A 12,373-nucleotide genomic window follows, 5' to 3' on the forward strand; every position below is an offset into this window, starting at 1 on the left:
GTCATTTCGGCGCGCGCAGCACGAATCCGACGCCGCGAATGGTGTGCAGCAGCCGGGGGGTGCCGTCGGTCTCGAGTTTGCGGCGCAGATAGCCGACGAAGACGTCCACCACATTGGTGTCGGCGGCGAAGTCGTAGCCCCACACCAGTTCCAGCAGTCGTTCCCGGCTCAATACCACCCCGGCGCTGCGCGCCAGTGTGGACAGCAATTCGAATTCCCTTTTGGTGAGCTCGATTTCGTCGCCGTGCAGCAGTGCGCGATATCCGGCGACGTCGACTTCCAAGGGCCCCACCGTGATTCCGCCCGGCACCGACGACGGCGGCACATCACTGCGCCGCCGCAGCAGCGCCTTGATCCGCGCCACCAGTTCGGCCAGCACGAACGGTTTCACCAGGTAGTCGTCCGCCCCGGATTCCAGTCCGGCGATGCGGTCGTTGACCGAACTGCGCGCGGACAGCACGCAGATCGGCACCTCGTTGCCCATGGCGCGCAGGGCGGTGACCACGCCCGCGCCGTCCAGGATGGGCATATTCATATCGAGCACGATGGCATCGGGTGCGGTCTCGTTGACCGCGCGCAGCGCCTGCGCGCCGTCCCGGGCGATGACCACCCGGAAGCCCGAGAGCCGGAGCCCGCGTTCGACCGAGACAAGAACATCCTCGTCGTCATCGACGACCAGGACAGTAGGTAACTCGCCGCGTTCGCCCACGGGTTCCATTGTCGCAGTCTCTGCCTCAGTAGTTGTGGCAGGTGTCGGCGACGGTCTGGATGGTGGCGGCCATACCGGAGGCGCGCGGATCGTTCGCGGCGGAGTTCGCGGCGTCCGGGTTATCGCGCACATACGCGTCGAATTCGGCCTGGCGCTGGGCGGGCGACTGATCGAATTTGGCCTTCAATTCGGCCTTCTGCGACGGGTTCTGGTCCAGCAGCGAGGCCAGGGCGGGGGCCTTGTCGTGCAGTGCGGCGTCGACCTGGGCGAAGGTGCAGGTCGAATTCAGCAGCGGCGCGGCCAGATCCAGCGGGCTCGCGGAGGCGGTGGCGGGGGCCAGTGCGATCGCGACGGTGGCGAGCGCACCGGCGCCGAAGACTGCGGCGGTCCGGTGGTTACGGACGAAACTCATGTATCGGCCTTTCTCAGCGGTACACGGGTCCTGCGACCCGTGCCCGCCCGACGCTAGGCCACCGCCATGGGAGTCCCGTGAACGATCTCTGAGAAAACCGTGTGGGTGCCCGAATTCGCCCCGGTCAGCGCGTGATTCAGGCGGAGGGCGCGGTATCTCCGCTCGGCGCGGCGGCATTGGGGTCGATGCGCCGGAACGGGGTGGTGGCCGCGGTCGCGGCATCGGCGGCCGCGATGCGCTCCTTATCCTCCATCAGCGTCACCGCATCGCGGATCTGCTTCTCCAGGGTGGGCAGCATGCCCGCGTCCTCGATGGTGGGCGGCACCTCGAAGGTCTCGCCCGCCGCGATCTGGCGCATGGTGCGGCGCAGGATCTTTCCCGATCGGGTCTTGGGCAGCGAGGTCACCGCGACCACGTCGTACAGCGTGGCGATGGCGCCGACCCGATCCCGGACCCGCTCGATGACCTGGGCGCGCAACTCCTCGGGCGCGATATCGACACCGGCCTTGAGCACCACGTATCCGATGGGCCGCTGGCCCTTCAGCTCATCCGGCACCCCGACCACCGCGGTCTCGGCGACCAGCGGATGTCCGGCGATGGCGGCCTCGATGCCGCCCGCGGACAGGCGATGTCCGGCCATATTGATCACATCGTCGCTGCGGCCGAGTACGAACAGATAGCCGTCCTCGTCGAAGAAGCCGGAGTCGCCGGTCAGATAGTGCCCGGGATAGGCGGAGAGATAGGAGCGCTCGAAGCGCGCGTCATCACGCCACAGCGTGGTCAGCGTGCCGGGCGGCAGCGGCAGCCCGATGACGATATTGCCCTCGGTGTTCGGCGGCACGGCGTTGCCCTCCGAATCCAGCACCCGCAGCCGATAACCGGGCACGGGAACCGAGGCAGATCCGGCCTTGATCGGAAGCTGTTGCAGTCCAAGCGGATTGGCGCAAATGGGCCAGCCCGTCTCGGTCTGCCACCAGTGATCCACCACCGGGCAGTCCGGCCGATCGGCGAGCAGGGTGTCGACCGACCATTCATAGGTGGCCGGATCCAGCCGCTCACCGGCGCAGAACAGCGCGCGCAGGGTGGACATGTCATGCCGCTTGGCCAGCGCCGCTTCGGGATCGGCGCGGCGGATGGCGCGCAACGCGGTCGGCGCGGTGAACATCACATCGACCTTGTAATCCTCGATGAGCCGCCAGAACGTGCCCGCGTCCGGAGTCCCGATCGGCTTGCCCTCGTAAAGGATGGTGGTCGCCCCGACCAGCAGCGGCGCGTACACGATGTACGAATGTCCCACGACCCAGCCGATATCGGAGGTCGTGAGCATGGTCTGCCCGGCATTGACGTCGTAGATATTGCGCATCGACCAGGCCATCGACACCGCGTGCCCGCCGTTGTCGCGGACCACGCCCTTGGGCTTTCCGGTGGTGCCGGAGGTGTAGAGGATGTACAGCGGATCGGTCGCGGCCAGCGAAACCGGTGCGGCCGGTTCGGCGTCGCGGATCGCCTCGTCCCAGTCCAGCCAGCGCGCGGCCACGGTCTGTGACGAATCAGGCAGATATTCGGTGGCGGCCTGTGCCGCGGAGAAGCGCAGTTCGGGAAAGCCGTCCCGCGCTTTGACCAGCACATTGCGCGGTGCGGTGGTCTCGGCGATATCCAACGCCTGCAACACGATCGGCGGGTATTCGATACGGCGGCCGGGTTCGAGTCCGCCGGAGGCTGTGATGATCAGCACAGGTTCCGCGTCATCGATGCGAGCGGCCAATTCGTGCGCCGCGAAGCCGCCGAAAACCACCGAATGCACCGCACCGATGCGAGCACAGGCGAGCATCGCGATAACGGATTCCGGAATCATCGGCATATATATGACGACTCGATCGCCGGTTTTCACACCGAGTCGCACCATGGATCCGGCAAATCGGGCGACTTCGTCCAGCAGCTGTGCGTATGTGTAAACACGCCTGGTGCCGGTCATAGCGGAGTCGTATATTAGGGCGGGCTGATCGGCGCGACCCCCCTCTTGACCGCCGGAACCGCCCTCCGAGGGTGTGATCTCGCGCACATGACGATCAAGTGCGTTGTAGGAGGTGTTGAGGCGAGCGTCCGGGAACCAGCGCGCGGTCGGGCGCGCATTCGAGTCGAGGATCTGGGTGGGCGGAACATCCCAGCTGATGGATTCGGCCGCGGTGCGCCAGAACTCCGAGGGATCGACCAGGCTCAATTGATACGCCGGTCGGTACTCCTGCTTCGCGTTCAACCCCGTGACTCCCTAGCTCCGCAGCACGCATGTGAAGGGCATGGATGCCCGCCTCGATAGATCAGCCTGATTGTGGCAGACTTCACGCGACGTCCGGGCGGACGCCGCGACCTTTGATAATGCCTGCAAACGGCTGGTCAGAGACTGGTGGTTGCCAAGAGGTCACACAAGAAGTTATTGATCCGTTAGAATCGCATGTCACATATTTCGGCCGTCTTGGACGCAATTTCTCGGCCAGCCGCAGTTCTCGGCCAGCTCCGTCTGTCGAGCCCAGCGTGCGATCGCGGAGGCTCGCTGATGGCGCGTGGCTTGGGCCAGTTTGGAAAGTGAGTGGGAGATGCGTGACGCCGCAAGGTCCGGCAGCAATAAGCGCTGGGCGCTGAGCAACTGGGACCTGCGATGGAAGGTGACGGCGGTGCTCGCCGTCCCGCTGTTGGTCGCCGTCGTGCTGGGTGCGTCGAGGATCTCGGCAGAGTTCGCGGAGTCCAGCAGGCAGGGGAACGCGGTCGACCATGTCGCCGTTATTCCGGCGATCACCGGTTTGAGTGCCACGGCCGCTTCGGTGGTCGGTGGTCAGATGGTCCAGCTCGGCCCGAACCAGTCGATCACCACCGAACCCGAATTGGCGAGCCTGGATACCGCTATTCAGTTCGCCGAGCGCGCGGTCTCATCGCTGTCCGATCTCCCGAGTGCGCGTGCCGCGCTCGATGACATGATCACCGCTTCCAAAGCGGTTCGCGCCAATGGACTGGCGCCGCTCAAGACCACCGCCGAGGGCATCAACACCATCGAGCGGATTCGCGGTAACAGCGTCCGGACCGTGGAGAGCATCGTCTCCACCATCGCCGATAAGAACGTCGATCAATCCAAACTACGATTGGTCGACTCGCTGAACACCCGTGCCGTGCTGGTCGGCGAGGTCGCCGGTTTCGCGGACGCGCTGCGCAGCAATCCCAAGGACGGCTTGCGCGATATCCAGATCGGCATCAGCACCGAGCGGCAGCTGCTCGCGGTCATGGCGCATCGGTTCGCCGACGGCGATCCGATCATCGCGGAGCTACAACGCCTGGTGGACACCCGTCTGCAGCTGGTCACCAGCCCGCAGGCGCAGGCCGGTCAGCTGCCGGTCTCGGATCTGAAGGATTCGCTGGTCTCCAGCGTCGAGAACTATCAGACCATCGGCACCAATTCGACCAAGGACATCGTGTCCCGAGTCGACGTGCTCGCGTCCAACGCGCGCGGCGACGCCATTCGCTACACCGTGATCGTCATCGCCACCATTCTCGGCGCGCTCGCGCTGGCCGTGTTGATCGCGCGCGCGATGATCGTGCCGCTGCGCCGTCTGCGCCTGGCCGCGCTCCGCGTCGCCGAATACGACTTGGCGCAGGAGGTCTCGCAGCTGCGTGACGGCGCCGATCCGGAAGACGTGCCGCTGGAGCCCATGCCGGTGCACACCGATGAGGAAATCGGTCAGCTGGCTCGCGCCGTCGACGATATCCACGGGCAGGCGCTGCGTCTGGCCGCCGATCAGGCCTCCATGCGTACCCAGGTCAACGATATGTTCGAGACCCTGGCGCGGCGCTCGAAGTCCCTTGTCGACCATCAGCTCTCGCTCATCGAGGCGATGGAGTACGACGAGAAGGACCCGCGCCTGCTCGAAAACCTCTTCCGCCTGGACCATCTCGCGGCGCGTATGCGCCGTAACGGTGACAACCTGCTGATTCTGGCCGGCACCAAACAGCGCCGCACCAAGTCCGCGCCCGTCGAGATCGCGGACGTGCTGCGTGCCGCCATCTCCGAGGTGGAGGACTACGAACGCGTCAAGCTGGGCGCGACCCCGCGCGGTGCGCTCACCGAACCGGCCGCCTCCGATATGGCGCACCTGTTCGCCGAGTTGCTCGATAACGCGCTGCGCGCCTCGCCGCCGGAGACGGACGTGAAGTTCACCTTCGCGCAGGCGCACGATCAGGGTCTGCTCATCGAGGTCGCGGACCGCGGCATCGGTATGCCCCCGGCCGAAATGGCCGAGATCAACCGGCGTTTGGAATCCACCGCCGAGGTGGGTCCGGATACCGCGCGGCACATGGGTCTGTTCGTGGTCGGCCGCCTGGCCGAGCGCCACGGCCTGAGCGTGCGACTGCGCCCGACCTTCGATACCGCCCGCGATCCCGGCGTCACCGTGACGGTGCACGTGCCCAAGCCGCTCATCGTGGCGGCGGGCGGTGCCATTTCGGTGCCGCCGCAGGGCAATCCGCAGCAGCCGGCCCCGGCCGCGCAGGGTGCGGGGAATCAGCAGGGCGCGCCGTCCTCCATGCAGATGCGCGCGGTCACCCGCACCGCGACCGGCAATGTCATGGTCACGGTGGATCCCGGTGTGAGCGGGCCGATTCCGGCCGGTGCGCCGGGAGCGCCCGGAGCACCGGCTCCCGCGGCCGCCTCGGGCGGTGCCTCGACGGGTCTGCCGCAGCGTTCGCCGGGCACCAACGTGCCGGGCGGTCTGCCCGGTAGCGGTGGCGGACTTGCCGGTGGCGGGCTCGGCGGCGGTCTGCCGCAGCGTCAGCCGGGCGTGAACGGTCCGACCGTGAAGCACACCGTGGCCACCCCGTCGGTGGACAGACCCGGTGGGCTACCCCAGCGCGATCCGGGTGCGAATGGTCCGGCCGCGCCGGGTGCGCAGCCTGCCGCGAATCTGCCGCAGCGCCCGCCGGGCGATGGCCCGGCCCGACCCGGCGGCGGTCTCGCCGCCAATATGCTTCGCCGCCAAGGTGGTCCGGGTGGTCCCGGTGGACTGCCCCAGCGTCCGGGTGGCCCCGGCGCGCCGGGTGGCCCGGGTGCACCGGGTGGTCTCGGCAACTCCGGCGGCCCGGGTGGCCCCGGTGGTCCGGGTAAGGGTGTCGGCCTCGGTGGCTCCAATGGTCTCGGTGGATCGGGTGACTCGGGTCTGACGCAGCGCGGTCCGGTACCGCCGCAGCGGGATGGTCTGGCTCCGCGCGATCCGGCGACCGGGCTTCCGCAGCGCGGTGGCGCTGATCAAGCGAACGGTTCGGCGTCCGGCGGTCTGCCGCAGCGCCAGCCGGGCACCAATGGCGCACCGGGTCGTGAGCCCAGTGTCGGCCTGCCGCCGCAGCGTTCCGCCCAGGGCGGACTGCCCACCCGTGAGCCGGGCGCCAATGGCGCGCCCGCGCGTGATGGTCTGCCGCAGCGCGGTGAGGCCGCAGGTGGTCTCCCGCAACGTGATTCGGGTCCGACCAACCGTCCGCAACCGCCGCAGCGCGGTGGCGCGGATGCCGCCGCCGGTGGTCTCCCGCAGCGTGGTGACGCCGCGGGTGGTCTCCCGCAACGTGATTCGGGTGCGGGGAACCGTCCGCAGCCGCCGCAACGCGGTGGTGCTGATGCCTCCGGTGGTCTGCCGCAGCGCGGTGGCTCCGACGCCCTGTCGGGTGGTCTCCCGCAGCGTGGCGGTTCGGATGCCCTGTCCGGTGGTCTGCCGCAGCGTGGCGATTCCGATGCTCTCTCGGGTGGCTTGCCGCAGCGTGGAAGCGGAGCGGATGGCGGCCCGCAGGGTCGTCAACAGCCGCCGCAGCGCGGTGGCCAGGATTCCCTCTCGGGCGGCCTGACTCAGCGCGATCCGTCCGCCGGTGGTCTCCCGCAGCGAGACGGCGGCAATGGTCTGCCGCAGCGGGATCAGTCCGGTGGTCTGCCGCAGCGCGATACGGGCAGGCACGGCCTGCCGCAGCGCGGTGGTGCCGATGCCGCGGGTGGTTTGCCGCAGCGCGGCGGCTCGGATACCGGCTCCAACGGTCTGCCGCAGCGTGATTCGGGTCTCCCGCAGCGTGGTGGCGATCAGGCCGGTGGCCTGCCGCGTCGTGCGCCCGGTGGCAATGGCGCGCCTGGCGCACCGCAGCAGGAAGCCGCGTTCGGTGGTCAGCCGCCGCAGCGTCCGGGTGGTCTGCCCCAGCGTGGTGCGGATCCGGCCGGCAGTGGTCTGCCGCAGCGCGACGGCGGCTTGCCGCAGCGCGGTGGCACCGATGCGGGTGCGCCCGGTTTGCCGCAGCGCGGCGCCAGTGGTCTGCCGCAGCGTGATCCGGGTGCGGGTCTGCCGCAGCGTCCGGCTCCGCTGCCGGGTCTGGGTCTGCCGCAGGGCGATTCGGGTGATCCGAAGGACCGCGGCCGGCACAGTTTCCGTTCGAATCCGCAGAAGGCGGCCTCGTTCTTCCAGACCCGGCTGCAGCCCGCGACCGGTGAGGATCAGGCTTCCATGGGTACGCCGATCTTCGCTGAGATGATGTCGGCGTGGTTGTCGGATCCGAGCGCGGAGCGATCCCATGTGGCCTCGTCCTTCGAATCACCGGGTGATGAGGGTTGGCAGGCCGCGCAGCGGGTAAACGAGTCCGAACCGCAGCGCCGTACGGCAGCGGGTCTGCCGCAACGTGATCCGGGTAACCGACTTGTGCCGGGCGGTGTCAACGGAAACGCTGACAAGGCGGCCCATCGCGACCCAGAATCCATCAGGTCGAGTCTGAGTCGGCATCAGCAAGGTGTCCGGGATGGCCGTGCGATGAAAGAAATGAACCTAACCGGAGATAAAGGAGACCGATGAACCCCGATCTAGGTGGTACGAAGCGTCAGCTGGATTGGCTGGTTTCGAATTTCGCCAATGAGGTTCCGGGCGTCGCACACGCGGTTCTGGTTTCGGCGGATGGTCTGCTGATGGCCGCGAGCGCGCAACTGCCCGTGGATCGTGCCGAGCAGCTGTCTGCCGTGACCGCGGGCCTCGCGAGCCTGTCGGTGGGCGTGTCCAATCTGTTCGAGGGCGGCACCGTCCTGCAGTCGGTGGTCGAGATGGAGCACGGTTACCTGCTCCTGATGGCCGTCGGCGACGGTTCCTACCTCGCGGTGCTCACGAATACCTCGTGCGACATCGGCCAGGTTGGATACGAAATGGCGTTGTTGGTCGAGCGAGTGGGCCAGACAGTCCAGGCCACACCTCGCGTCACGATGGGTTCCTGATGGCGGGATGGACATAGACAACGAACGCATCGGTAGCGCCGAGCCGAGCCTCGTTCGCCCGTATTCCCTGACTGCCGGCCGTACCCGGCCGAAGGTGGAATTGGCGTTGGAGGCGCTCGTCGCATCGCATCCGGTCGCCCTCGAGCGGCAGTTCGAACTCACCAACATCGAGACGTCAATCGTGGAGTTGTGCAGAGAATCGCCGTCTGTCGCCGAGGTCGCCGCGCGCCTGGGTATCCCGATCGGGGTGGCCCGGGTGCTGGTCGCTGATCTGATCGAAGCCGGCCATGTACGGGTTTCGGCGACATTGAAAGACGATTCCAGCGACGATGAACGTCGCGAGCTGATCGAAAGGGTTCTCAGTGGACTCCGGCGTATTTGATTCGACGACACAGGTCGATACGCGCACCAGCAAGCCCACGTCGGCCAAGATCGTGGTCGCCGGTGGGTTCGGTGTGGGTAAGACGACCCTGGTAGGTGCCGTCTCGGAGATCGTTCCGCTGCGCACCGAAGCTCTGGTGACCAATGCCAGTGTGGGCGTGGACTCCCTCACGGGTGTTCCGTCGAAGGCCACCACCACGGTGGCCATGGATTTCGGCCGTATCAGCCTGGCCGATGATCTGGTGCTCTACCTGTTCGGCACGCCCGGCCAGTACCGCTTCTGGTTCATGTGGGACGACCTCATCAAGGGCGCCATCGGCGCGGTGGTGCTGGTCGATACCCGTCGCCTGGAGGACAGTTTCGCCGCCGTCGATTATTTCGAGGCACGGAACCTACCCTTCCTGGTGGCGATCAATGAATTCGATGATGCGCCAAGGTATCCGGTGGAGGACATTCGTCAGGCGCTCGCGGTGCCCGCCGATGTGCCCATCCTGTCGATGGATGCCCGTCGCCGGGAACCGGTGAAGCAGGCGCTGGTCGCTGTCACCGAGTACGCGCTGCGCAAGGTCGTGCAGGGCTACTAGCAGGACGACGCGGCCTCCGGCGTTGCCCGCAGCGATGTCGGAGTCCGGTTAAGCTCGCGCGCGTGAAGACCTCGGCGCGAGAGTTGCTCGGCGAGTTGCTGGATCCCGGTTCCTTCGAGAGCTGGGATCTACCGCCGATCCCTGTCCAGGCTTCTTCCGCGTATCGGGCGGAGTTGGACGTAGCGGCGATGAAGGCTGGCATCGATGAGTCGGTGCTGACCGGTGCCGGAATGTTGCGCGGACGGCCGGTGGCCGTGATCGCATGCGAATTCGCCTTTCTCGCAGGGTCTGTCGGGGTTGCCGCGGCCGAGCGCATCGTGTCGGCGGTGGAGCGCGCTACCGAGCTGGGTCTGCCGCTGCTGGCCTCGCCGACTTCGGGTGGTACCCGAATGCAGGAGGGCACAGTGGCTTTCGTGCAGATGGTGAAGATCGCCGGAGCTGTCGCCGTGCACAGGTCCGCCGGGTATCCATATCTGGTGTATCTCCGCAATCCGACCATGGGTGGCGTCTTCGCCTCGTGGGGATCGTTGGGGCACATGACATTCGCCGAACCTGGCGCGCTGATCGGTTTTCTCGGACCGCGCGTCTACAAGGCACTTTACGGCCGCAGCTTCCCCGAGGGGGTGCAGACCGCAGAAAATCTGTACCACAGCGGCGTCATCGACGGCGTGGTGCCGATCTCGGTGTTTCGCCGGATCGCGCATCGGGCCCTGAATGTGCTGTGCGACGGTCCGCAGCCGCTCACCGAAATGGACGGTGACACCCGCGATTTCGACAATGGCGTGGGCATTCTGCAGGCCGGGCACGAACTGCGTGGTCCGGCGCTGCAGGTCGGGAATGATGTGCCCGCGTGGCAGTCGGTGCTGATCTCCCGGCGTGCCGATCGTCCGGGCATTCGCGAACTGCTTCGGCATGCGACCGACCGAGTTCCGTTGTCCGGCACCGGACAAGGTGAATCCGACCGGACGGTTGTGCACGCGCTGGCGCGCTTCCGCGGTCAGCCCTGCATCGTCTTCGGCCACGATCGCGCGGGCCAGTCACCCGACCAGACCATGGGTCCGGCGGCGTTGCGCGAGGCGCGTCGCGCCATGCATCTGGCCGCCGAATTGCAGGTGCCGCTGGTGCTGGTGATCGACACCATCGGCGCATCGCTCTCCCGCGAGGCCGAGGAGCGCGGCCTGGCTCCCGAAATAGCCCGCTGTCTGGCCGATCTCGTCACCCTCGACACCCCGACGGTCTCGGTGCTGCTGGGGCAGGGGAGTGGCGGCGGCGCGCTGGCGCTGCTGCCCGCCGACCGCGTGCTGGCCGCCGCCAATGGCTGGCTGGCCCCGCTGCCGCCGGAGGGTGCGAGTGCGATCGTCTACCGCGATACCCTGCACGCTCCGACAATGGCCGCGCGACAGGGCATTCGGGCGACGGAATTGCGGTCCAACGGGATCGTCGACCGCATCGTCCCGGAATATCCCGATGCCGCGGACGAAGCGGTGGATTTCGCGCTGCGCATGGTGTCGGCCATCGCGGCGGAGATCGCGGACCTGACCGCCAAGCCACTGGCTGAACTCCGCGCGGTCCGGCATCTCCGCTATCGGAGGCTGGGGCTGCCCGAGTAGCGCTGCCGATGATCTTCGGGACACCGGTTTCGGGGGCTCACTGAAATGCTCGAATTTTACTATTGTCTCGAGATGACAGTTGGAAGTGCTTGCGGTGTAATGGAATTGCTTCCGTGAGTGGGTAACACGGAGGTTCTGCATGTACCGAACTGCTCGTCTCGTCATGATCGGAGCGGTCGCGGCCGCGGCGTTGACCACCGGCGCCGCGTCCGCCTCGGCCGATACCGGTTCGGCGAATCCCGGTTCGCTCGGCACGCTTTCGGCGAATACCGGTTCGAGCCCCGGCCTGCTGGTCAATCTGCTCACGGCCGGTTCCTCCGGTGCGGGCTCCTCGATCGGCGGCAATTCACTGTCGTACCTGATCGAGCAATTGCTCATCAATTCCGGTTCGTTCACGCGCTGCCAGCTCAGCACCACCGACGATCCGTCCTGCGTCATCTGGCACTGATCGAATATCTGCTGGAAGTTAGCCCGCTCACATATCGCTTTTCGGCACTGACACGCGCGGGCGCGTGGTTGACGCCCAGGTGAACCACTTCTACGGTCGGAATGGTGACTTACCGGAGCGAGACCAGCGCAGTCCCCTCGATCGTCCTCAATGACGGCCATGTCATGCCCAAGCTCGGCTTCGGTGTGTTCAAGGTCGAATCGGGTGACACCGTCGACACCGTGGCGACCGCGCTGCAGGTCGGCTACCGGAGTATCGATACCGCGGCCATCTACGGCAACGAATCGGAGGTGGGCCGCGCGCTCGCCGATTCGGGGCTGCCGCGCGATGAACTCTTCATCACCACCAAGCTGTGGAATCGCAATCAGGGCTATGACTCGACCCTGCGCGCCTTCGACGAGAGCATGAAGCGTCTGGAACTGGATGTTCTGGACCTCTATTTGATTCACTGGCCGATTGCCGAGTCCGGTTTGTACGTGGACACCTTCCGGGCGCTGCAGGCGCTCAAGGCGCAGGGCCGGGTCACCTCCATCGGCGTCTCGAATTTCACCCGCGAACATCTGGAGCGGGTCATCGAGGAGACCGGTGAGACCCCCACCGTGAACCAGATCGAATTGCACCCGTATCTCGCGCAGACCGAGTTGCGCGCGTTCCACGCCGAGCACGGCATCATCACCGAGGCGTGGAGCCCGCTCGGCCGGGGCGCGGAGCTGGAGGACGCGACCATCGCCGCCGTCGCGCAGGAGGTGGGCCGCACGCCCGCCCAGGTCATCCTGCGCTGGCATATGCAGCTCGGCAATGTCGCAATCCCGAAGTCGGTCACCGCCTCTCGCATCGCGGAGAACTTCGAGGTCTTCGATTTCGAGCTGACCCAGGATCAGGTGACGCGAATCAGCGCCCTGGACAACGGCACTCGCATCGGCCCGAATCCGGACGAGTTCCAGGTGGACGCGCCCGCCTGA

The 12,373-nt window shown here is 66.9% G+C and carries 10 protein-coding genes; 7 read left to right on the plus strand and 3 right to left on the minus strand.

Features of this window, described 5'->3' with window-relative positions; all coding sequences use genetic code 11:
• Position 1: 1 nt before the first annotated feature.
• The 3 genes from ACFC4D_RS06670 to ACFC4D_RS06680 form a co-directional block, all read right to left on the minus strand.
• Positions 2–718, minus strand: a complete 717-nt coding sequence (locus tag ACFC4D_RS06670; RefSeq protein WP_364641355.1) for a response regulator transcription factor — start codon at positions 716–718, stop codon at positions 2–4.
• A 16-nt stretch (positions 719–734) separates the two neighbouring features.
• Complete coding sequence (locus tag ACFC4D_RS06675; RefSeq protein WP_375962793.1) at positions 735–1,121, minus strand: hemophore-related protein; 387 nt, start codon at positions 1,119–1,121, stop codon at positions 735–737.
• 136 nt (positions 1,122–1,257) lie between these two features.
• A complete protein-coding gene (locus tag ACFC4D_RS06680; RefSeq protein WP_375962795.1) occupies positions 1,258–3,378 on the minus strand; it encodes an AMP-binding protein in 2,121 nt (706 codons plus the stop codon).
• Positions 3,379–3,715: 337 nt separating this feature from the next.
• Here ACFC4D_RS06680 and ACFC4D_RS06685 point away from each other — a divergent pair, with 337 nt between their 5' ends.
• From ACFC4D_RS06685 to ACFC4D_RS06715, 7 genes are all read left to right on the plus strand, one after another.
• Positions 3,716–7,978, plus strand: coding sequence for an ATP-binding protein (locus ACFC4D_RS06685; RefSeq protein ID WP_376062033.1), 4,263 nt, complete (start codon positions 3,716–3,718; stop codon positions 7,976–7,978).
• Positions 7,975–8,388, plus strand: a complete 414-nt coding sequence (locus tag ACFC4D_RS06690; protein WP_029930951.1) for a roadblock/LC7 domain-containing protein — start codon at positions 7,975–7,977, stop codon at positions 8,386–8,388. The genes ACFC4D_RS06685 and ACFC4D_RS06690 overlap by 4 nt, the downstream gene beginning before the upstream one ends.
• Before the next feature lie 7 nt (positions 8,389–8,395).
• The gene (locus ACFC4D_RS06695) at positions 8,396–8,770 is read left to right on the plus strand and encodes a DUF742 domain-containing protein (protein ID WP_364641343.1); all 375 of its coding nucleotides are present in this window, start codon (positions 8,396–8,398) and stop codon (positions 8,768–8,770) included.
• Positions 8,751–9,353, plus strand: a complete 603-nt coding sequence (locus ACFC4D_RS06700; RefSeq protein ID WP_297623101.1) for an ATP/GTP-binding protein — start codon at positions 8,751–8,753, stop codon at positions 9,351–9,353. Before ACFC4D_RS06695 ends, ACFC4D_RS06700 begins: the two co-directional genes overlap by 20 nt.
• 62 nt (positions 9,354–9,415) lie before the next feature.
• A complete protein-coding gene (locus tag ACFC4D_RS06705; protein ID WP_376062034.1) occupies positions 9,416–10,963 on the plus strand; it encodes a carboxyl transferase domain-containing protein in 1,548 nt (515 codons plus the stop codon).
• A 139-nt stretch (positions 10,964–11,102) separates the two neighbouring features.
• Positions 11,103–11,411: a hypothetical protein gene (locus ACFC4D_RS06710; protein ID WP_375962805.1), complete on the plus strand. Its 309-nt coding sequence runs from the start codon at positions 11,103–11,105 to the stop codon at positions 11,409–11,411.
• A gap of 104 nt (positions 11,412–11,515) precedes the next feature.
• Positions 11,516–12,373 (plus strand): aldo/keto reductase, encoded by an 858-nt coding sequence (locus ACFC4D_RS06715; protein WP_375962808.1) that lies wholly within the window; start codon positions 11,516–11,518, stop codon positions 12,371–12,373.

The sequence above is a fragment of the Nocardia sp. NPDC056000 genome, assembly GCF_042269265.1.
GTDB lineage: Bacteria > Actinomycetota > Actinomycetes > Mycobacteriales > Mycobacteriaceae > Nocardia.

Bases quoted from the DNA above. Each gene is read 5' to 3' on its own strand.
- ACFC4D_RS06695 (WP_364641343.1), top strand. From the start codon at position 8,396: ATGGACATAGACAACGAACGCATCGGTAGCGCCGAGCCGAGCCTCGTT.
- ACFC4D_RS06690 (WP_029930951.1), top strand. From the start codon at position 7,975: ATGAACCCCGATCTAGGTGGTACGAAGCGTCAGCTGGATTGGCTGGTT.
- ACFC4D_RS06710 (WP_375962805.1), top strand. From the start codon at position 11,103: ATGTACCGAACTGCTCGTCTCGTCATGATCGGAGCGGTCGCGGCCGCG.
- ACFC4D_RS06670 (WP_364641355.1), bottom strand. From the start codon at position 718: ATGGAACCCGTGGGCGAACGCGGCGAGTTACCTACTGTCCTGGTCGTC.
- ACFC4D_RS06675 (WP_375962793.1), bottom strand. From the start codon at position 1,121: ATGAGTTTCGTCCGTAACCACCGGACCGCCGCAGTCTTCGGCGCCGGT.
- ACFC4D_RS06685 (WP_376062033.1), top strand. From the start codon at position 3,716: ATGCGTGACGCCGCAAGGTCCGGCAGCAATAAGCGCTGGGCGCTGAGC.